The sequence below is a fragment of the Corynebacterium sp. HMSC062A03 genome (genome assembly GCF_001811145.1).
In the GTDB taxonomy this organism is placed as follows: domain Bacteria; phylum Actinomycetota; class Actinomycetes; order Mycobacteriales; family Mycobacteriaceae; genus Corynebacterium; species Corynebacterium aurimucosum.
This window is the reverse complement of the sequence record NZ_KV803645.1, coordinates 177841-199209: the sequence shown is the minus strand read 5'-3', so window position 1 is coordinate 199209 and position 21369 is coordinate 177841. Positions and strand designations below refer to the sequence as shown.

Below are 21369 nucleotides of genomic sequence, written 5' to 3'. Positions count from 1 at the left end.
TTCATCTAGTGAGACATACTCTGGAAAGGAAACACCATGACGAACCCGCGTACAGAGGGGGAGACCGGCGAGAAACTCGCCGTCTACATCTTTCCCATCGTTATTATTGCCTGCGCCATTGTCGCCTTTGTGAGTCCCAGTACCTTTGAACCGGTGGGGCAGTACACTTCGCAGTTGCTCATGGTCATCATGTTTTCCATGGGCCTTACCCTGACTATTCCGGACCTGGCCCTAGTGGCGAAGCGCCCGCTGCCCATCTTCTTGGGCGTTATTTGTCAATTTGCCATCATGCCGACGAGTGCTGTGCTCGTGGCGAAAATGCTCGGGCTTTCCGACGCCGCCACTGTCGGCCTCATCCTCCTTGGCTCTGTGCCCGGCGGTACTGCCTCCAATGTGATGGCCTACCTGGCTAAGGGGGACGTGGCGCTGTCGGTGGCGATGACTTCGGTGTCAACCCTCGTCTCGCCGATCATGACGCCGGTGCTCATGCTGTGGTTGGCGGGACAAACCGCAGAGGTTGACGGTGCCGGCATGGTGTGGTCGCTGGTCCAGACCGTCCTCATTCCGGTGGGCCTGGGCCTGTTGCTGCGCGTGATAGCTACTAAAGCTGTGGACAAGGTTCTGCCGGCCTTGCCGTGGGTGGCCATCGCTGGCATCGGCGGCGTGGTCATGGCGGTGGTGTCAAAGTCCCAGGACAAGCTCGTGACCGTGGGGCTCGTGGTATTCGTGGGCGTGGCTATCCAGAATCTCATCGGATTTCTTTTCGGCTACTATCTGGCGAAAATTGCTCGCCAGCGCGAGGCAGCGGCACGCACCACGGCAATTGAAGTGGCGACCCAGAACTCCGGTCTGGCCTCGGCATTGGCGCTGCAGTTCTTCACTCCGGAGGCGGCGATTCCGGGTGTGGTCGCCGCGGTGTGGGCAAATATTACTGGTGCGCTCTTCTCCGCCATCGTGCGCCGTAAACCCATCGAGGAAGATGCGAAGGCTGCTGAAGCTGCTGTTACTGCGTAGGTTTTAGGCAGGCTGAGTAGATGAAGAGCTCGTGATAGGTGGTTGGCACTTTTGGCAGCAGCGGGGCACAACCACCCATGAATGGCGCCCGCAGGCGGTGTCAGGTGAAGCGTGACGTGAGTAGAGCCCGCAACGCCGCAATAAAAATCTCCCCGACCTTGGTGCTTCACACCAGAAAGAGTCGGGGAGATGTTTGTATTTAAAGACCTAAACCTGGGACAGGTCCTGATCCTTTAGCTCCTGCATCATGAGGATGGCGATGAGGGAGATGAAGCAAACGATAACCAGGTAATAGCCCACGTAGCTCACGTTGTATGTGCTTACGAGCCACGTTGCGATGAACGGGGCCACGGCGGCGCCGAGGATAGAGGACACGTTGTAGGCGATACCGGAGCCGGTGTAGCGCACGTTGGTGGGGAAGAGCTCTGGGAGAACGGCGGACATAGGGCCGAAGATGAGGCCCATGATGAACATGCCAACGACCAGGAACCCAAGGACGGAGTTGCGGTCAGCGTGCGCAATGCCCAAGAAGTATGGGAAGCTGAAGCCGAAGGCAATCATGATAACCGAGGTTATGGTCAAGATCGGCTTGCGTCCGTACTTGTCCGAGAGCATGGAGGACACCGGAATGCCGATGATGAACATGAAGATAGAGATCAGTTGGATCTCCAGGAACTCCAGGTAGGGGATGCCCAAACCCAGCTCCTTGGTCTTATCGCCAATACCGTAGGAAAGGATCCAGGTGGTGACCAGGTAGAATAGGGTGTAGCAAGAGACCATCACGAAGGTACCAATGATCATCGGCTTCCATGCTGTGCGGAAAGCCTCCACCATAGGGGTCTTGACCTTCTTGCCTTCATCAACGGCCTGCTGGAAAACCGGTGTTTCTTCCAGGCGCAAGCGGACGTAGAGACCGATGAGCACCATCACAGCAGAGGCGAGGAAGGGCAGGCGCCAGCCCCATTCCATGAAGGTGCCGGTGGTATCGCCGCGCGAGTAATCCATGGTGGCTACGAGCGTCAGGAAGAAGCCATTGGCCAGTAGGAAGCCGAAGGGTGCGCCAAACTGCGGCCACATGGCGGCAAAAGCTCGTTTACCTTCCTTCGCGGTCTCGGAGGCCAGCAAAGCTGCACCGGACCATTCGCCGCCCAGGCCCAAACCTTGGCAGAAGCGCATCAGGGCCAGCAGGGCCGGCGCGATAATGCCTGCGGTTTGGTAGGTAGGCAGGATACCAATGATAAAGGTGGCAATGCCCATCGTCAGGAGTGCGCCAACGAGCGTGGCTTTGCGGCCGATGCGATCGCCGAAGTGCCCAAAGAGCAGTGAGCCCAGTGGTCGAGCGATAAAGGCAAGGCCGAAGGTTGCAAAGGACTGCAGCAGGGCAACGGTCGGATCCTCAGTCTTCGGGAAGAAGAGGAAAGGAAAGACGGCTACGGCTGCCGTGGCATAAATGTAGAAATCATAGAACTCGATGGTCGTGCCAATAGTTGAAGCCACGGCCACACGCACACGGTCGCGTTTGGTGAGCTGCTGTGCTGGGGCCGCTGCGTTTGGCGGTGTTGTGCTGACGGCGGTCATGTGAGAGGCGCCCTCCTTGATTATTTCGATAGGTCGATTGGTTGTGAGGGAAACACTACCGTTCCACGCAATGAAATAAAAGTCTCAATGGGTGACAAATTTTTCTTGGGTAAGTTTTTGTATTGGGCGGGAAGTGGGCACGTCGATTATCTGACATAATGTACATTATCGGACAATAGTTAAAGTAGTGGGCCAAGCGTGGTCTTTTAGCTAAACCTGGCCGGGTCCAGTGCAGGCCTTGACCGTGAGGTGTCGGTGGCCGTGGATTGTTGTGGCGCTGTGACGGGTGTGCTGTCCCCATCTTGCCGCCGTTCGGTGCTTAGGTGTCGAGACGTCCGCCTTGCAGTTTCTGGAATGCTTACTGTTCCTATATTGCGCTGTTGTTGTGGCATGACACTTTTCTGCTGATGCGCGGCTTCCTGCTTTTGTCAGTTTCCGGGCAGTCCATTTGCGTGCTCTTTATTGGCCTCAAGCAATGCACTGTACGCGTACGGGGTTAACCGCTGACGGCTCGTGACGTTCCCAATTTGCATCCCCTGTTTGCCGTGCGGCCGAGTCCCCTTATCGCCCAAATATAGTCACAGTTACGTAATTGGCCTATGTTCCTCTGTGGCTGTACCGAGTGCGAGTTTTAGCGCTGACGGTAGGCGATCACCAGCTGTACCGCCGTAAGGACTACGAGTAGCACTGAGAAGGCAGCGAGGAGCTTCATGTCTTGGGTCCAAATGAAGATGCTGAAGCCTGCGAGCACGACGAGCCGGATCCACAGGACTGGAATGAGATGGCGAGATTTCATAAGGAACCGTAGCTATTTCTTCTCAAAAGTTACGCGGACATTGATCTCGCCGGTTTCCGAGATTCGTGCGGCGATCATCTCTGGAGTCTCAATTCCGTAGTCGAGACGGTTAACCGGAATATCGCCGCCCAGGATGATGGTGTCACCATCGCGGACCACCTGGAAGTCCTGCGTCACGCTCTTGGTTTGACCGTGGATGGTGAGGTCACCTGTGAGTGGGATGGTAACCAGTGAGCCGTCGTCGGGCACGGCGGAGACATCAGCCGGCTCGGTCAACGTAAAGGTGGATTCTGGATACTTAGAGACCTCAAAGAGCTTCGTCTTCATGTTTTGGTCGCGCACCTTTTTATCCGTGGTCAAGGAGGACATGTCCACGGCGATGCGCGCCTTCTCGACGATGCCGTGCTGAATGGTAGCCTGCCCGGTGACGTGCTTGGTGGAACCAGACGTCGTGCGCTTATCTGCCGGGAGGATTTCGTCGATAGTAAACCCTGCTGAGGTGTGGTTATGTGCCGAACCTTGCGCCACCTGCCATTCGCCGTCGATGTCCGTTGTTGCGGCTTGGACCTTATCCGCGTTGATCGGCTCGGTCTGGACGCCACGGCCCATGATCAAAGAGAACGCTAGCGGTCCAAGGGCCAGTGCCGTTGAGGCCACAATCAGGATCACGAAGATGCTGACAATCAGTTTGCGGTTGCCTAGTACAGATTTCATGTGCTATCTCAATTCCTCAAGCTTGCGAGCCAATGTGACCAGTTCGGCACACAGTTCTTCCATTTCTTCAGCGCTGGCGCTTTCCGACGCCGCCGTGGCGACGTCCTCGGCACAGCATCGAAGCTCGAAGAGGCCGTCACGAAGTCGGTCGGCCTTCTCCGGAGTCAAGATGACAGCGTTGGCTGGAATAGGCGTCCCTGCGACGTTATGGCGCTGTTCGTACGCGCGTTGCTTGCACGAGGGCGAGCAAAACTTGCGAGGCCTTCCTCGGCCGCCCTGGGCGATCTCTTTGCCGCACCACTGGCAGGTAGCCGAGCCGCGCCTTGTTGGCTTTCCGGGCTGCGGATCCTGTGTACCAATCACCTCACACACCTTAGCCCATTAAACCGAGGGTGGGAACAAAGGCAGTGGGCCGTTCGTTATAATGATTGTTCTCTGGGTGATATGGGTCGACCCTGATCACTTCCCTACCTCAACACGTGAAAAGGATGATGTTGCATGGCAGATCGCGTACTCCGTGGCAGCCGCATGGGCGCAGTGAGTTACGAAACCGACCGCGACCACGACTTGGCCCCACGCCAAATGGTGAAGTACCGCACCGAAGACGGCGACATCTATGAGGTGCCCTTCGCTGACGATGCGGAGATCCCCGAGGAGTGGATGTGTAAGAACGGAAAACTCGGCACCCTGGTTGAAGGCGAAGGCGTAGAGTCCAAGCCCGTGAAGCCGCCGCGGACCCACTGGGACATGCTGCGCGAGCGCCGCTCCATTGAGGAGTTGGATGAACTTTTGACCGAGCGCATTGAGAATCTTCGTTCTCGTCGCCGCGCGGCCGCCCGTCTGCTCAAGGAACAGAAGGCGCAGGAAGAAGGCGAAGCTTAGAGGACTTCTAGGAAGCCCACAAAGACCACAGGGTAGCGGATCCACGATGACGTGGATACCGCTACCCTATTTTCGGCTTTAGGCCAGCTGGCGCGCACCGCGTTAGGAAGAAGAGCTATCGGGTGATTGCGAATTGAGTTCGGGCCATTGCAGCACTAGCTCGGCGAGATAGACCGCGAGAGCTGGGCCCAGCACCGCGAGGAAGAACAGGTAGCCTCCCCACTGCGCTGGGAAAAAGACGGGATACAGAACAAGCACTATGCCAGGCAATACTGCCAATAGAGTACGCGGTAGGTGCCCTACCGCCTTCATTATGGCCTGTGTGCTTCTTTGACGGAATCCGAGCCCCGGTGCATCGAGATGGAAGAACCATACGCTGACACAGCCCAATACGATAAGCCCCGAGATCAAGGCTGCACGCAGTATCAGGCCCATTGAACCCAGATCTGCCTTGGCAATAATGGCGAATTCATACGCGGCTAAGGCGGCGACGGCGAGGCAAATCAACCACCATGCGGTGTTGACCCCGGGACGCGTCAGAAGGCCCCGAACGAAGGCTGAGCCGCGGCGAGAACCTTCCTCCCGGACCATCTGCCCGGTCACCGCATGGGCGGTGCGCAAGGACATTCCCCCGGTGAACACGGGAAAGCACGTGATCACCAAGAGAACATTCACGATGACTAGGTCAGCGAAGAGGCTCAGAGCAGCATAGAACTTCGATTCGGGGCCGAGCATGCGATTCATGGTTTTCTAACCTATCGCACCGGTTTAACCCTTCACGGCACCGGCAGCCACACCTTCGATGATGTGCTTCTGCGTGGAGAAGTAGAAGATGACGATGGGGATGATGGCCAGTACCAGCATGGCCATCATGGCACCCATATCGCGGTTACCGTTGGAGCCAACGAAGGACTGGATGACCACCGGGATGGTCTTGTATCGCGTGGACAGACCGATGACCAAGTACGGCAGCAAGTAGTCGTTCCACACCCACATGGCGTTGAGAATGGCCACGGTAATGGCAGTCGGCTTGAGCATGGGCCACACCACACGGAAGTAGTTTTGGATCGGCCCACAACCGTCGATCATCGCGGCTTCCTCGACATCCAGAGGGATGGACTTGACGAAGCCCGCAAACATGAACACCGACAGACCGGAACCGAAACCGAGGTAAAGCACCACGATACCGATCGGGTTGTTGAGGTGAAGCATGTCTGCAATCTTGACCGTCGGGAACATGACCATCTGAAAGGGGATGATCATGGAGACCACGAAGAGGTAGTACAGAAGGTTTGTCCACCACGTCTTGACGCGCGTGATGTAGTAGGCGGTCATCGCGGAGAAGAACACGATGACGATGACGGACAGGATCGTGATGATGAAGGACCACAAGGTCGCTTCCAAGAATCCCTGCTTGGTCAAGCCCACCATGAAGTTCTCGAAGCCGACCCACGTTTCACCGATGGGAAGCGAGAAAGGATCGGAGGAGATAGCGAACTTGGACTTAAAGGAGTTGATGAAGATGAAGAGGATCGGCCCAAGGAAGACGATGGTGAAGAACACCAGAATGGCGTAGACCACGAACTTGGCGCCGCCAGACATCCGAGTCTTATTATCCGAGGGAAGCTGGTGATCCTTCTTCTTCGAGGCCGGAACGGCCTGCGCTGAAGTGCTGGTAGTCATAACTTAAGCCTCGATTTCCTTGGAGCGGGTCGCGCGCAGCTGGAAGTAAGCGATGACGACCACAACGACGACGAAGATGACAGCCTTGGCCTGGCCGACCCCCTCGACATTCATACGGTTAAAGAGCGTGTTGACGATGTTGAGCGCCACCATCTCAGTTTGCCCGCCAGGAGCGCCATTGGTCAGCGCCAAGTTCTGGTCGAAGAGCTTGAAGGAGTTCGACAAAGTCAGGAAGAGGCAGATGGTAATCGACGGCATGACCATCGGAATAGTGACGTGGCGCAGCATCTCCCACTTATTGACACCGTCGAGCTCGGCAGCCTCGATGAGCTCGGGCGGGACGTTCTGGAGGCCGGCGATATAAATGATCATCATGTAGCCGATCAGCTGCCAGTTAAGCAGCATGATGAGGCCGGCGTAGCCAAACTTCCAGTCCGCACTAATCGTTGTGGAATAGTGCGAGAGCACGGCGTTGATCATGGTCTGCCAGGTATACCCCAGCACGATGCCGCCGATGAGGTTCGGCATGAAGAAGACTGTGCGGAAAAAATTGGTACCGCGAAGTTTGCGGGTCAGCATCCACGCCAGGAGGAAGGCGAAGACATTGACGGTGATCACGGAGACAATGACCACGAGGACAGTGAAACCGAAGGCTGAAACAAAACCTTCGCGTTGGGAGAAAGCTTTGGCGTAGTTGTCGATGCCAACCCACTTGGCGTTGGTGATGGTGGTGAACTTCGTAAAGGAAAGGAAGAAACCCACGATGAACGGCACCAAGAAGGCAATCATGAATGCCAGAAGGGTGGGCAAGACAAAGACCGGGAAGTACTTCTTCAGCGTTGCTTGCATGGTGGTGAAACCTTAATTTCTGGTGGTGCCACACGTGTCCTAGCGGGAAGGCGGTGAGGAGAGGAGGCTGAGGATGCGGAGAACCAGTCGCGCACGTGCTACCGGCGTGGGCCACAATCCCCACCTACTCCCCTCCCCGCCCTCCATTGCCGGAAGACGTTTGGCGAGGGGATTGGGACTTTAAAGATTTAGCCCCAGTTGGATTCCTTCTCAGCAGCCCAGTTGTCCTTGAACTGCTTGACGACGTCCTCCCACTTCAGCGTTCCGGAGGCGTATTGTGACAAGGCCTGGCCGAAGTCATCCTTGAATTGCTGCGACGGGAAGTACTGGAAATTCCACGGGTAGGTGGTCAGATCCTCGTTAGCGATAGCTTCCGCGACCTGCTCAGCAAGGGGATCATTCGGGGTGTCTTCAGCGGTGTAGCTTTCGAACGGTGCGATGAAGCCCAGGTCCTTCACCACGTGCTCCTTGCCAGCATCAGAGGTAAACAGCCAATCCACGAAGTCCTTAGTGGCTTGCTGGTCGACCTCAGAGGCCTCAGAGTTCACGCCCAAGTAGTTCTCGGTGCCGACGTTGATGCCGTACTTTTCTTCGTCTGGCAGACCCATGTACATGGGCAAGAACTTGATCTTGTCTTCCTTGACCACGTTGCCAGAGGTCTCGGAAATCTGGGACCATGCCCAGTTACCGTTCTGAACCATGGCGGCCTTACCCTGCGCAAACTCAGCCATGGAATCAGACACCGTCTTAGAAGGTGCAAGAGACTTTTCTACGGTGGAGTTATCAAGGTAGAGGTCGAAGAGATTCTTGTACTCCTTGTTGTAGGAGAACTCGATATCGTTGGTGTCCTCGACGTTCTTGTCCTGGTACTCCTTCCAGATCGGAGCGTTAGCCAAGTGGGTCTGCCAACGCCAGTCTTCACCGGAGGTCAGTGAGGTGGAGGCGAAGGCGCCCTCGATACCGAGCTCGTCCTTCTTTGCCTGCATATCCTCGGCGACTTCCTTGAGCTTTTGGTAGCTCTTGATTTCATCCGTGGACTTGATCTTCGCGCCGGAGGTGGCGATGTACTTGTCGAAGATCTCGTCGTTGTAGATGATGCCGAAGCCTTCGACGGCGAACGGGACGCCGCGTACCTCTCCGTCCTCGGTGGTTAGCGGTGGGATGTCGTCGGTGAGCTGCTTAGCTACCTCAGTGTCCGACATATCCGCCATGTAGTCTTGCCAGGTGATGAAGCCAGCAGGTCCGTTGACCTGGAAGAGAGTCGGGGCTTCATCCTTACCGATTTCCGCCTTGAGGGTCTGCTCATAAGAGCCGGAGGCGGCGGTAACGACCTTGACCTTGACACCGGTTTCTTCAGTGTAGGCCTTTGCGATTTCCTGGTATGCCGCGTCCTGTTCAGGCTTGAAGTTCAGGAAGTAAACATCGCCTTCCTCGTCGGTGGAGCCTGAGCACGCGACGAGACTTGCGGCGGCGAGCATGGATGCCATGCTGATGGATGCGATGCGAGTAAGACGCTTCATGAGGTCCTCATCTTTCTTGATGAAAAGCGGGATGGTGGGCCGAGGATAGATACCCGGCTCGTATTCGGTTGTGTCTGGGAGACCTCCCGTAACGAAGGCTTCTTCCCAGCGCCACCAAGTGCTTCATAGCGGATCGCAGTCCGACTATGAACTGGTTAGCCTGCCCTCCATCTTAGTGAGGTAGTCCACATATTCAAAAGAATTCGGACATAAAACACCCGATTGTGACCATATCCATATTCGGGCATGGAAACCCTCCCCATTTATGGGGCAATCGGGCTTAAAACTTACAAAAACATATAAAAAGCAGTTGAAAAAGTCTGGTTGGATTTGAGATTGCGGGCGTTGTTGGGACACGCGAGAGGTTATGACAAGTCTTCGTCTGCCGGGGGCGTGTTGAGGAGCCGGGCCTCAGCACGGCGGGCTGGTAGTACAGACGCCAGATAGGATGCCGTGGCCTCCGCGAGCGTGACGGCCTCTCCCCTTTCCTGGGCGAGGAACCAACGGTGATCGACTATCTCGTGGAAGATTTGTGCCGGCTCAAGCTTGTCTAGCATCTCTTCGGGCACGGCAGCGATAGTCGGCTCATACTCATGCGTCATCCACAAGTGCGCGGCCTGGGTAAGGCCGACGTGAGGCCCACATTCCACGGCCTGGTAGGCCTGGATGGAGCCCAGAAGGCGTTGGGCTTGATGCTCTTCGACGCTGAGTCCAGTTAAGCTCAACAGCTCTGCACGATAGTGACCCGGATCCACCACTACGGGCCGGATTCGCACCACCTGCCGAGAATCGTCCTTGGTTACCTTGAGCTCCCCTACATCAAAGCCCAGTTGGTTGAGGCGGTCGATTCTCTCGGAGACGCGCCAGTACTCACTGGCGTCCACGGCCTCCTCAGCGGTGAGTTCTGTCCACAGCTCAAGATAGGAACTCTCGACAAGGCTGCCTAGTGCAATGACATCGATAGACCTATCCAAGCATTCACCCGCCTGTAGGTCCATGAGTTCGCCGATGATGTTGACGCGGGCAATGTCGACGTCGTAAAGCCTGCGTGATTCGGAGAGGTTGGGTTGGAACTCGCCCGTCTCGGCATCGACAAGATAGGCGGAATAGGTCTCAGCATCGCGCCGAAAGAGAGTGTTGGACAGTGACACATCGCCCCAGTAGAAGTTGAGCAGATGCATCCGCACCAACAGCACGGACAGGGCGCGGATGAGCTTCTCCGCTTCCACGACCGTGAGGTGCCGAGAGAAGATCTCGCGATAGGGCAGGGAGAACTCCAAGTGCTCGGTTACCAAAGCTGCGGTGAGTTCCCCGTAGTCTTCCTCTGCCGGATGGCGGCCGGTGATCACGGCTACGGGGCGCACGCTAGGGGCGCCAAGGCGCTGCAGTTCACGCAGCATCTTGTACTCGTGGTGGGCGGTACGCGCACCAATTTCTTTGACCGCGACGATGCCACGGTTGATCCCCACGAACCGCACGATATGCCGGGAAATACCCCTGGGCAATGCGGCGATGAGAGCATCGGGCCACTGCTCTAAGGGTGTGTCCCAGGGCAGCGTCAGCAGTGCCGACGCGTACGTCGACGAGGTGATGCTCATGGACTCTTTCATGGTGAATCACTCCACCTTTTCTGCTGACTATGGCTGAAACTGTCCTATTCATTACGTGCCGCGGGGCAGCCGGCACGGGGGCTTAAGGAAGGCGCTTGCCGGTCGACGCCGAGAAGTTGTGCTGGCCACCCTCCACGATGCGCGCGTGGAAAATGCTGCCCGGGGCCGGCGCGGTGTTCGGCGCAGCGCGGACGACGATTTGGCCGGACTCGGGGACGTCCTCGCTTGAGGAACCAAGGTCGCCCTCGCCCACCAACTTGCCGTAGAGGAAGGAATCAGAACCAAGTTCCTCCACGAAGTCGAGCTTGATCGGGATGGAAAGATCTGTGGACTCGCCCTCCGGAATGATCTCCAGTGCTTCCGGGCGGAAACCGATGGTGATGCGGTCATTATCCTCGGGCGTCATCGCGGCAAGGGTTTCCGGGGAAAGCTCGATGCGAGCGTGGCCAGAGGTGGCGTCGCCATCCTTGACTGAGAAGGTGCCCAAGTTCATGGCTGGGGAGCCGATGAAGCCCGCGACGAAGACGTTGGCGGGGCGGTCATAAAGCTCGCGGGGCGCGCCAACCTGCTGCAGGTAGCCATCCTTCAGCACCGCGATACGGTCACCCATGGTCAAGGCCTCCGTCTGGTCGTGGGTGACGTAGACGGTGGTAACTCCAAGCTTGCGCTGCAGGGCTGCAATCTGGGTACGCGTCTGAACACGCAGCTTGGCATCGAGGTTAGAAAGCGGCTCATCCATGAGGAAGACCTGCGGGTTACGAACAATGGCGCGGCCCATGGCCACACGCTGGCGCTGACCACCGGACAGGGCCTTCGGCTTGCGCTCCAAGAATTCGGTCAGGCCCAAGGTAGCGGCTGCTTCGTCGACGCGCTTATTGATCTCGTCTTGGGACTTGCCGGCGATCTTCAGTGCGAAGCCCATGTTCTCGCGCACGGTCATGTGTGGGTAGAGAGCATAGTTTTGGAAAACCATGGCGATGTCACGGTCACGCGGTGCAACGTGGGTGACGTCCTTGTCTCCGATGTAAATGGCACCGTCAGTAACGTTTTCCAAACCGGCCAGCATGCGCAGTGTGGTGGATTTACCACAGCCGGAAGGACCGACGAGGACGAGGAACTCGCCATCAGCGATTTCCAGGTTGAATTTCTTGACGGTGGGTTCCTTTGCTCCCGGGTAGGTCAGGGATGCATCTTTGAACGTTACGGTTGCCATAGCAAAATCTCCTCCATCGACAGGTACGTGCCGAACGATCCGTAGTGTGAGAAACAGTGAAGTAAATCACTGTGCACCAGCTACAGTGCTACTTATGACATTAGCACTAGCACTGGTAACTACGGCAAAAGCCCGGAAACCATAACGGGCTTCCGGGCTGGTTCTTATTCCTTACGCGCGTGTATGAGGCGCCATGAGCATCAAATTAACGCTTGAGGGTGCCTTTCACCAGGTTGGAGACTTCGGAAACAAAGTCGGCCACGGCATTCTTTGCCGTGTTGACCTTCGGGCCAAGCTCCAGGTCCTTGACCGTGCGGGAGCCGATCTTCGAAACCTCCGAGGTGAAATCGCTGATCTGCTCGGAGCGGTGAGCCACGCCCCACTTGGTTACTTCGAGCAGGGAATCCTTGACAAAGGAGCCGTCCAGCTTGGATTCGCCAAGCTCGCGCTCGGTAAAGGTGATCGGAACCTCGCGGACATCGAAGCCATCCTTGATGGCGCGGAAGGCAACGTCCACCTGGAAGATGTATCCGGCGTTGGAGAGCTCTTCAAAGTCGAGGTGTTCAAGCAGCTCACGCCGGAAAGCACGGTAGCCAGCAGTCATGTCATTGATTCCGGCACCCAGGGCAACCGAAATGTACTTGTTGCCCAAGCGGGAAAGCAGCTCGCGGTTGGCAGGCCAGTTCACTGTCTCTCCGCCCGGTACGTAGCGAGAGCCAATGACCAGATCTGCGCCCTTCTCGATTTCCTCAAGCAAGAGGTGGAGCTGCTCCGGCGCGTGGGAGCCGTCGGCGTCCATTTCGCACAGAACCTGGTAATCCTTCTCCAGTCCCCACTCGAAGCCGGCGATATAAGCGCCAAGAAGGCCACCCTTGCCTTCACGGTGTAGAACGTGCAGGTGAGAATCCTCAGCGGCCAGCTTGTCTGCGGCCTCTCCGGTGCCATCCGGGGAATTATCGTCCACGATCAGGATGTGAACCTCGGGAGTGGCCTTGCGCACGCGGCCGGTGATCAGCGGCAGGTTCTCAATCTCGTTGTAGGTGGGGATGATGACCAGAGTAGATTCGTGGGTCGAGCTCACTAGTTCCTTGCTCCTTTAGGTTTCTGCTTTAAGACGCGCTGCGTCGTCCGGACAAGCGGGTGGAATAGATCGCAAACAGCGCGCAGACCGTTCCAATAATAGTCATGAGCCACTGCAGGAGCGAACCATAACGCACCGCAAATGTACGCCCTTCTCGCAGCGGAAGTTCCTCTTCGAGATAAGCCGGTTCAAAGATACCGCTGTCTTGGCTCACTGAACCATCGGGGTGCACGATGGCTGAGACTCCAGATGTGGCGGCCACAACCACGGCTCGGTCCGCTTCTATCGCGCGCAGGCGGCTCATGGCCAGCTGCTGGTAGGTCATGTCAGAATCACTGAACGTGGCGTTATTTGTCGGCGTCGTGAGAATCTGTGCGCCGTTATCGATGGCCGTTCGGAACGCCTGGTCAAAGCTGACCTCGTAGCACGTAGCAACGCCCACTGCAGTCCCGGCCATGGTCACCACGCCTGACCCGTCACCGGGCTTCATATCGCCCGCTAGGTCTACCAGATCAGTGATCTTCCTAAAGAATTCGCGCATCGGCATCGTCTCGCCAAAGGGCTGCAAGTACTTCTTGTAGTGGTGTTGCCCCACCGAGCCATCCGGGTTGAATACCTGCATAGTATTGCGCGCGCCGACTTTGTCTCGGGTGAGAGTTCCGACCAAGATGGGGGCGGCGATGTCGTGGGCGGCGCCGTCGATAAGCGCCCGTGCGTCCTCGTTGGCAAAAGGATTGATGTCGGAGGAGTTCTCAGGCCAAATGACGATGTCTGGCTCAGCGCCATCCTGGGCTGCCTGCTCAGTGACGCGGACGTGGTTATCCAACACTGCGCGGCGTTGCGCTGCAAAGTCAAGGCCCAGCCGCGGGACGTTTCCCTGGACGGCGGCTACCGTGACCGTGCCTGTGGTGTGGTTAGGTCGATTCACGCCTTGCGCTGCGATGAGCCCTGCAAGAAGCGGCACCGCCAGGAAGGCACAGGCCAACCGTGGTGCGCGCGCAAGGCCCACCACTCCCGCGGCGACGCAGACGACCGCAAAGCTAATGAGCGCAGGCCCACCCCATGGGGCAAGGTTGGCAAGCGGCCCTTCAATCTGTCCCCACGCCAGACGTACCCAGGCAAACCCTCCAAAGGGCACGGAGGAGCGCAGCATTTCTACCGCAACATAGAAGAAGGGAAAAAGTGCGTAGCCATAATTCAAGCGCAGCAACGCTGCCCCGCCGATACCGAGGAGGATGCTGTACAGGGACAGGAAGATAGCGAGAGCAATATAGGGCATGTTGCCTACGAGCTCACCAATCCACGGCAGAGTGAATAGATACAAGACAGCGCTATGGACCACAGCGATGAGCGCCGCCCACCCTAAATGCAGAGGCTTTCGCCAAGGCGATAACGCAGCCACTAACATGGCCGCCCCAATGATTCCCGCAGCCCACCAGCCGCGCGGCTCCACCGATAGATACGTGACCGCGCCCGAAAGAGCTGCGAGGACAAGCCGGGCACACACAGAGAGCACTATTTATTTCCGTCCTCAAAGTCCTCGGGCTTGACGTGTTGGGTCCATGTGCGGATTTCATCTTCATCGAGGACTTCGTGCGTTTGGTCCGCTTGCCCCCTGCTTCCCATGGCGCTGCCGGCAGCGCCCGCGCCGAAGCTTCCAAAGGATCCATAGGAGTCGCGGTGCTGCGCCATGGGTGAGGCCTCGTAAACGCGCACGCCCATGTCTTCGATTTTCCGGAACATCGACGCAGCAAGAAGCGTGCGGATGATGGAACGCGTTGGCGCAAAAATGAGCAGAACCCCGATGATCGTGGAGACGAAGCCGGGCAGTGAAAGCAAAATTCCGCCCACCATAGTCAGGCCGACGTTGCCGGCTGTTTTACCTGGAGTGGGATCCTCCATTACATAGACTCCGTCTTCGGTCTGGCGGATGCGGCTGACCATCATGCGGCGAACTTCCCAGCTGGCTATCGTCATACCGAAGAGCATGGTCAGCGCCAAGGCTAGTAGTGCCCACAGCACACCAATCCACTCGGCAACTGCCCAAAACGCCAGGGTTTCGAGGAGGATGTACGCGATGAACAGAAGAAACGGCATGCAGCCCACCATACTTGCTGGACCTGCCGGTTCGCTGGTGACTCTCCCGGAGCGATTAGACTGACCCACCATGTCCCTTCCCGAGTCGAAGCATTCCGAATCCGATACCTTGCGCTTCCATCCCGCCGGTGGTGTTGTCACCCCCGAGCAGTGGCTTGTCCTAGGCCAGGCCGCCAGGGAACACGGCGACGGCTTTGTGTACCTAGAGCAGCACAGCGTCATCAGCCTGCGCGGCATCCGTGATGAGCAGGTGCTTGGCGATGTCCCCCTGCCCACCACCGCCGCCCACGTGCTGGCCTCTCCCCTCTCCGTTCATGCACGCCGTGTGGCGCAGCACGTTGCTGATGCCCTGGCTGCAGCCGAAGGAGCCTCCGCCGCTCTCGACCAGGATGCACTCTTCGGTATCGATGGTGGCGCGGGCGATCTCCTCTCACACGGTGTGGCGGCTGGGCTCCAACTATCCGGTGCTAGCACTGGAGAAGACGAGGACGCCAGCTCCGCGCGCCTCATCCGAGAGGGGGCGGTTACCGGTCCGGTCCTAGAACTAGACGATGCGATTTCTCAGCTCGTCGACTACGTGCTCGAGCTATCTGCTCAGCGCCCTGAAGCCATCGATGGCTTCCCCTCACCGACGCGTGCTGCCTTTGCCGCGCCGACCTTGCCCATCGGCTGGCTGACCGAACACACTGAGCCCGGCCGCGTCGATCTGGGTGCGGGCCTGCAGGATGGCGTGCTGCCTGGGGAGTACGCAGGACTCATCGCCCAGCTGGGCGCTTCGATTTCAGTAACGCCGTGGCGGGGTTTGGTCATCCACGATTTGCCCGAAGGCGATGCTGACGTCGTCTTGCGAGTCCTTGCCCCGCGCGGCTTCATCTTTGACGCTAACTCTCCCGCCCTCAACTCTCCCGCCCTCGGGCATCACTAGCGCGGCATGTGCCGCCAGATTGGCCGTGGGACCAGCTTCATGATCCAAGCCAACACCTGAAGCCTCCGAGGGATCCATAGCGTGCGGGAGACCGGCCGTGAATCCGACGGGGACCCGGTACCCGACGAGGACTCGATGGCCTTCACCACAGCTTGTGCCACGACGTCTGGGGTCACCGACAAGGGCGCGGGTTTCATCCCCTCAGTCATGGATCCGATGACGAACCCGGGGCGCGCGGTGATCAGGGCTAGGTCGCTGCCCTGCAGCCGATCCGCCAAACCCTGGCAGAAAGCATCCAGGCCTGCCTTGGTCGAGCCATAGACATAGTTGGCTCTGCGCGCACGCCAGCCGGCAATGGACGAAAAGGCCACGATGTGGCCCGTGGTCATGACATCAGCGAGCACGGTGAGCATGGATACCTGTGCTGCATAGTCCACCAGTGCTATGTCGAAGGCGTGGGCCTCGTCGTGCTCGGCGCGTTCCTGATCACCCAGGATTCCGAAGGCGACGACTGCTGTTGTGATGCCCTCACCCGCGAGTGCTGAGGCTTGTTCGATGACCGCGCGGTGGGAGGAGACATCCGCAGCGTCGAAAGATAGCGTGTGCACGGAAACCGCCCCTCTGCGGAGAATCTCTGTGGTGAGTTCCTCCATACCGTGCTCACCCCGTGCGGCAAGTACCACTGGGCGGCCTGCGCACAGCCGACGCGCAAGCTCGCCGCCGATATCGCTGCGCCCGCCAAGAATCAACAGCGCACCAGTGCGTCTCATTAGCGTAACCCCCGCGGTGCCTGGTTCAGGGACTCACACCCGGATTCAGTGGTCACCACGATGTCTTCCAGACGCATGCCCCACTTACCCGGCACGTAGATACCCGGCTCAATAGAAAAGGCCATGGACTGGGAAAGCTCCAGCTCATTTCCCTCCATGATGAAGGGCTCCTCGTGCGTGGACAAGCCAATGCCGTGCCCAGTGCGGTGCGTGAAATACTCACCCCAACCGGCTGCTTCAACCACACTGCGCGTGGCACGGTCTATCTCCTGAGCGGTTGTGCCCGGGCGTGCGGCAGCTCGTCCGGCAGCCTGGGCCTTTTCCAACACCGCGTAGGCCTCCTGGAAATCGGCGGGTGCCGCAGAGGGGGCTGCCCCCACCACATAGGTGCGGGTGCAGTCAGAGTGATAACCGGACGGCAGCGTCCCTCCGATATCCACCACCACGGGATCGCCCGCGCCAAGTTCTCTGTCCCCATAGTCGTAGTGCGGGTTCGCCCCGTTTGGGCCGGAACCAACAATGATGAAGTCCACCTCTCGGTGCTCGCGCAAAATGAGTTCCCGCAAATCAGACGCTACCTCGGCCTCAGTGCGTCCCGGTTCTAAGAGACGCGGGACCTCGGCGTGCACGGCATCGATAGCCGCCGCGGCAGCGCGTAGCTCCGCCACCTCGTCTGGGTCTTTGCGACTAAAGAGCTCAGCCAGTGCCTCAGTAGCTAGAAGGTATTCCACGTGCGCTACATCCGGCGAGGACGGATCTAGCTGGCTTCGAATTGCGGACTGGAAACGCAATACGTGATCGGCGGTCAGCGAGGAGCCCAAGGCAACGGTATTGGGGCGCACGCCTTCCAAAGCCAGCGCATAGGGATCCTTCCCATCGCTCCATCCCACTAGGTGGGCTGCAACGCCCTGAAGCGACTCAATGTCGGTGTTGGGGGCGACGATTACCGGTTCGGCATCGGGGCGGATAACCAAGCAGGTCAGGCGCTCGTGGGAGGAAACCCACGAACCGGTGAGGTACGCGAATTCGGCACCTGTCCCCACTAACAGGATGTCGATGCCCTTAGCAGCGGCGATAGTGCGGGAGCGGCTCAGTCGGGACGCATAATCAGTCATGACAGTTAGCCTACCGCCCGCCTTCGTCCGGTTAAGCTGGGAGGCGTGAATTCCCATCGCGCTGCCGTCAAGATCCGTAATCGCTCAAGCTATTGCTCGGGAGTGCTCATCGATGCGTCCTTAGGCCCCCGCACCCAGCAGGCAACCCGGTTGGTTCTGACCTGCGCGCACTTTTTCCGCAGCGGCCTTGACAGAGGGGAACACTACAAGGTGAGTGGCGGGTTCAAGCGGCGCGTGGCCGCCGTGCGCACGATTGACGGGACCGACATGGCGCTGTGCTTGCTAGACCGGCCGGCCCCTCCCCGGGACCTTCCTGGGCTTGCAAAAAGCACCCCACCATTCCGCGCCCCAGTCACCACCTGGGGATACGGCGGAAAAGCTCGCCGTGCCCAGCAACGCAGTGGGCTTTTTCTCCTTCCCTTCTTCCGCACCTGGTCCATTGACTTCCGCACCACTGTCTCCCCCGCCGGATTTGTTTTCAACACGATTCCGGCAGTCAAAGGTGACTCGGGCGGTCCAGCTGTAGTCGATGACGCCGTCATCGGTACGTAAGCCCTCATACTTAACCCGCTGGGGCGCAACCTCAAGCTCGCCACTGTGGCACTCGTTGCGCCCCACCGCCAAGCACTCGCGGCGGCAGCCACGGCACTGCTTCGCGGTGGCTCCGAAAACTAGGCGCTAGGCCTAGGCGCCGATGGCGACGACGCCGCGCTGGATCGCGTCAATGGCGCGCCGGGCATTTCGGCGAATCTCGTCCTCGTAGCCGGTCTTGGCCACCTGCTGGAGCAGGTCGATGACCTGTCGACACCAGCGGACAAAGTCACCGGGGGTGAGTTCCGCGCCGGATTCATTTGCCGCGGCCATGCAATAAGCCAAGGGGGCGCCCGCGGTCCACTGGTGGATGGCGAGCGCAAAGGCAGGTTCCGGTTCACGGGTCTGCGGCAGGTTATGGCGCTTCTCATCAGCAACAAGCTCTCCGTAGATGCGCCAGGTTGCGTTCATGGCGTCCGCCATCTCGTCGGTTGCTGCGCCAGGTTCGCCGCGGGTGGCCTTGCGGTTTTCGAAGACACAGAGCGAAGCCACACCAGCGAGCTCCGCCGGGTCAAGCTCGTTCCAGATACCGCGCTTGAGGCATTGTGCAACCAGGAGGTCGGATTCGGAATGGATCTTGGCCAAGCGCTCGCCTTCGTCCGTGATGACCGGTTCGCGGTTCTCGCCATAGCCTTCGAACTCCACGTAGTCCATCTCTGCCAACAGGTCCACGATGCGCTCAAACGTGCGGCCAAGCGTATCTGTGGCGCGCTCTACCTTGGCCTCTAGTCGCGCCAGTTCTCTCTCGCGGCGCGCCAGCTTTTGTGCCACACCGGCCAATTGCTCGCGGTCGGTCGCCGGCCAATGGTGCACCGGATGTTCGCGGAGGGCATCGCGCAACTGCGCGATCTTCTTGTTGGGGCGATTGCGCGGCTCGGTGCGCATCTTCTTCGGCCGCTTGTAGTAGTCACGCTTAAAGGCATCCTGCACATACCGGGTATGACGGCGCGGATTCTTTTGTGCTGCGCGCGGTAGCTTCATGTGGCCGACGACGATTGGCGGATTATCAATACCGGCCGAATCGATGCGACCAGACCACCCCGTCTCTGTGGTAACCCAGGGGCGCGGATCAGCAGTCTGGTTTGCCGGGGTAATGACGACGGCCAGCGTTGGGCGCTTCTTCGTGGCGATAGCGATGACCTCACCGACCTGCAGCCGGGCAAGGACCGCTGCGACCTCCTTGTGCCGCTCCTCCTTCTTGGAGGCCCGTGCTGACTTTTCCTCCTCAGTTAGTGCGCGGCGCAGCCGCATGTAGTCCATGAGGATCTCAGCTGGGTCCTCGCCATCGGTGACCGGCGGAGCCAAATTATCCACGGCCTCATCCAACTGCGTGCGAAGCTCGCGGACGCGGTGCTCGGCACGCTCAATCTCGCGGGTTTCCTCCACAACGGATCCATCCGCCTGGAACTGGGCGAAAGACTTTTCTAACAGGCGCAGCGAGTCATCAAAGCCGAGCATGCCCAGCAGGTTAATGGCCATGTTGTAGCCAGGTTCGAAAGTAGAAATGAGCGGATATGTACGTGTCGAAGCAAGACCAGCCACCGCGGTGGGATCCATAGCTGGTGCCCACTGCACGACGGCATTGCCCAGGATATCGATGCCACGCCTGCCTGCTCGACCGGTGAGCTGCGTGTACTGGCCGGGAGTGAGGTCCACGTGTGCCTCGCCGTTGAACTTCACTAGCTTCTCCAGCACCACGGTGCGCGCCGGCATATTGATGCCTAGGGCAAGGGTTTCGGTGGCGAAGACTGCCCGAACTAGGCCTTTCACGAAGAGCTCCTCCACGATGTGCCGAAAGGCCGGCAGCATGCCCGCGTGGTGAGCGGCGAAGCCGCGTGAGAGTGCTTCGCGCCAACGTTTGAAATCAAGGACCTTGAGGTCCTCTTCCGGGATGCCTTCCACGCCTTTATCGACAATGGCCTTAATTTCGGTGGCCTCCTCCGGGGAGGTCAACACCATGCGGGAGCGCAAACACTGATACAACGCGCCATCGCAGCCTGCGCGGGAAAAAGTGAAGGTAATCGCGGGCAGCATCTCCATGGCCAGCAGCTCTTTGAGCACCTCCGGCCTGCCAAGCGGACGGTAACGGTCTTGCACGCGGGGCGCACCACTGCGTGAATCCCTGCGCCGATCGTTGCGCCCGCCGCCTTTGTGCCGGGCGCGAGCACGGAAGCTCGCACGGTTCTGGGCATAGTCTGCGCGTCCCGTATCGCTATCACCAGCTTCCAGTCGATGGATACGCCGTTCTAGCTCAGTGTTTACTTGACCGCCTGACTCGGGTTCAAAGAGCGGATAGATTTTGCGGCCGACCATCATCCACTGGTCCAGTGGTACGGGGCGCTTTTCGGTGACGATGACCTTGGTATCACCACGCACGGTGGTCAGCCACCGGCCGAATTCCTCGGAGTTGGATACCGTTGCGGATAGACCAATGATGGAGACGTGCTCCTCAAGGTTGAGGATGACTTCTTCCCATACTGCGCCGCGTGAGGCGTCGGCCAAGAAGTGGATCTCATCCATCACCACGTGGGTCAAGCGGTCCAGTGCGCCGGAACCCGCATAAATCATGTTGCGCAGGACCTCAGTGGTCATCACGAGGATGTCCGCGGAGGAGTTGATGGAGACATCACCGGTCAGCAGGCCGACCGCATCCTCACCGTGTGCGTCAACCAGGTCGTGGTATTTCTGGTTACTCAGCGCCTTGATGGGTGTGGTGTAGAAACAGCGGGTCCCTTGGCGCAGTGCCAAGGACACGGCGAACTCACCCACCACGGTTTTACCCGCGCCGGTGGGCGCGCAGACCAGAACGCCGTGGCCGGCTTCGACGGCTTGGCATCCTTGGATTTGGAAATCATCCAGTGAGTACGGAAGTGCTTGGGTGAACTCGTCCAGATGCGTCAGTGTCATAAGTCCCCAGGGTACCTGTCAGAC

Annotated in this window: 20 protein-coding genes; 4 read left to right on the top strand and 16 right to left on the bottom strand. The window is 58.7% G+C overall.

Annotated elements, in window-relative coordinates; translation table 11 throughout:
* Positions 1–36: 36 nt before the first annotated feature.
* Entirely contained in the window at positions 37–1014 is a 978-nt protein-coding gene (locus HMPREF2781_RS00930) for a bile acid:sodium symporter family protein (RefSeq protein ID WP_070643609.1), read from the top strand.
* 207 nt (positions 1015–1221) lie between these two features.
* On the opposite strand, the gene HMPREF2781_RS00925 is transcribed toward HMPREF2781_RS00930, so the two are convergent.
* The 4 genes from HMPREF2781_RS00925 to HMPREF2781_RS00915 all read right to left on the bottom strand — a co-directional run bounded on the left by HMPREF2781_RS00925 (position 1222) and on the right by HMPREF2781_RS00915 (position 4465).
* The gene (locus HMPREF2781_RS00925; RefSeq protein ID WP_070643607.1) at positions 1222–2592 is read right to left on the bottom strand and encodes an MFS transporter; all 1371 of its coding nucleotides are present in this window, start codon (positions 2590–2592) and stop codon (positions 1222–1224) included.
* A gap of 631 nt (positions 2593–3223) precedes the next feature.
* A complete protein-coding gene (locus HMPREF2781_RS12475; protein WP_168163667.1) occupies positions 3224–3388 on the bottom strand; it encodes a hypothetical protein in 165 nt (54 codons plus the stop codon).
* 12 nt (positions 3389–3400) lie between these two features.
* Positions 3401–4102 (bottom strand): YceI family protein, encoded by a 702-nt coding sequence (locus tag HMPREF2781_RS00920; RefSeq protein WP_070643604.1) that lies wholly within the window; start codon positions 4100–4102, stop codon positions 3401–3403.
* A 3-nt stretch (positions 4103–4105) separates the two neighbouring features.
* Positions 4106–4465, bottom strand: a complete 360-nt coding sequence (locus HMPREF2781_RS00915; RefSeq protein ID WP_070643601.1) for a hypothetical protein — start codon at positions 4463–4465, stop codon at positions 4106–4108.
* A 135-nt stretch (positions 4466–4600) separates the two neighbouring features.
* On the opposite strand from HMPREF2781_RS00915, the gene HMPREF2781_RS00910 reads away from it, so the two are divergent.
* Positions 4601–4984, top strand: coding sequence for an RNA polymerase-binding protein RbpA (locus tag HMPREF2781_RS00910; protein WP_010186588.1), 384 nt, complete (start codon positions 4601–4603; stop codon positions 4982–4984).
* 102 nt (positions 4985–5086) lie between these two features.
* Here the strand turns inward: HMPREF2781_RS00910 and musI are convergent, their stop codons facing one another.
* From musI to HMPREF2781_RS00865, 9 genes are all read right to left on the bottom strand, one after another.
* Positions 5087–5728, bottom strand: coding sequence for an ABC transport system MusEFGK2I component MusI (gene musI / locus HMPREF2781_RS00905; RefSeq protein WP_070511924.1), 642 nt, complete (start codon positions 5726–5728; stop codon positions 5087–5089).
* A 24-nt stretch (positions 5729–5752) separates the two neighbouring features.
* On the bottom strand, positions 5753–6667 hold the full coding sequence (locus HMPREF2781_RS00900; protein WP_070643599.1) for a carbohydrate ABC transporter permease: 915 nt from the start codon (positions 6665–6667) through the stop codon (positions 5753–5755).
* Positions 6668–6670: 3 nt separating this feature from the next.
* Entirely contained in the window at positions 6671–7516 is an 846-nt protein-coding gene (locus HMPREF2781_RS00895) for a carbohydrate ABC transporter permease (RefSeq protein WP_070511918.1), read from the bottom strand.
* A 188-nt stretch (positions 7517–7704) separates the two neighbouring features.
* On the bottom strand, positions 7705–9036 hold the full coding sequence (locus HMPREF2781_RS00890) for an ABC transporter substrate-binding protein (protein WP_070643595.1): 1332 nt from the start codon (positions 9034–9036) through the stop codon (positions 7705–7707).
* 365 nt (positions 9037–9401) lie between these two features.
* Positions 9402–10646, bottom strand: a complete 1245-nt coding sequence (locus HMPREF2781_RS00885) for a DUF4032 domain-containing protein (protein ID WP_070643593.1) — start codon at positions 10644–10646, stop codon at positions 9402–9404.
* Positions 10647–10728: 82 nt separating this feature from the next.
* Positions 10729–11859, bottom strand: coding sequence for an ABC transporter ATP-binding protein (locus HMPREF2781_RS00880; protein WP_070643590.1), 1131 nt, complete (start codon positions 11857–11859; stop codon positions 10729–10731).
* 205 nt (positions 11860–12064) lie between these two features.
* Positions 12065–12940 (bottom strand): polyprenol monophosphomannose synthase, encoded by an 876-nt coding sequence (locus HMPREF2781_RS00875; RefSeq protein WP_070643588.1) that lies wholly within the window; start codon positions 12938–12940, stop codon positions 12065–12067.
* Positions 12941–12968: 28 nt separating this feature from the next.
* A complete protein-coding gene (gene lnt, locus HMPREF2781_RS00870) occupies positions 12969–14456 on the bottom strand; it encodes an apolipoprotein N-acyltransferase (RefSeq protein ID WP_371441024.1) in 1488 nt (495 codons plus the stop codon).
* Entirely contained in the window at positions 14456–15037 is a 582-nt protein-coding gene (locus HMPREF2781_RS00865; protein ID WP_070643583.1) for an FxsA family protein, read from the bottom strand. Before HMPREF2781_RS00865 ends, lnt begins: the two co-directional genes overlap by 1 nt.
* A gap of 70 nt (positions 15038–15107) precedes the next feature.
* On the opposite strand from HMPREF2781_RS00865, the gene HMPREF2781_RS00860 reads away from it, so the two are divergent.
* Positions 15108–15962 (top strand): cobalamin biosynthesis protein, encoded by an 855-nt coding sequence (locus tag HMPREF2781_RS00860; protein ID WP_070643580.1) that lies wholly within the window; start codon positions 15108–15110, stop codon positions 15960–15962.
* On the opposite strand, the gene HMPREF2781_RS00855 is transcribed toward HMPREF2781_RS00860, so the two are convergent.
* Together HMPREF2781_RS00855 and HMPREF2781_RS00850 are read right to left on the bottom strand one after the other, a co-directional pair.
* Complete coding sequence (locus HMPREF2781_RS00855; protein WP_070643578.1) at positions 15959–16732, bottom strand: SDR family oxidoreductase; 774 nt, start codon at positions 16730–16732, stop codon at positions 15959–15961. The genes HMPREF2781_RS00860 and HMPREF2781_RS00855 overlap by 4 nt on opposite strands.
* Complete coding sequence (locus tag HMPREF2781_RS00850; protein WP_070643575.1) at positions 16732–17847, bottom strand: M24 family metallopeptidase; 1116 nt, start codon at positions 17845–17847, stop codon at positions 16732–16734. Before HMPREF2781_RS00850 ends, HMPREF2781_RS00855 begins: the two co-directional genes overlap by 1 nt.
* 45 nt (positions 17848–17892) lie before the next feature.
* Here HMPREF2781_RS00850 and HMPREF2781_RS00845 point away from each other — a divergent pair, with 45 nt between their 5' ends.
* The gene (locus HMPREF2781_RS00845; protein ID WP_246821744.1) at positions 17893–18399 is read left to right on the top strand and encodes a trypsin-like peptidase domain-containing protein; all 507 of its coding nucleotides are present in this window, start codon (positions 17893–17895) and stop codon (positions 18397–18399) included.
* Between the two features lie 132 nt (positions 18400–18531).
* On the opposite strand, the gene HMPREF2781_RS00840 is transcribed toward HMPREF2781_RS00845, so the two are convergent.
* Complete coding sequence (locus tag HMPREF2781_RS00840) at positions 18532–21345, bottom strand: DEAD/DEAH box helicase (RefSeq protein WP_070643572.1); 2814 nt, start codon at positions 21343–21345, stop codon at positions 18532–18534.
* Positions 21346–21369: the final 24 nt, after the last annotated feature.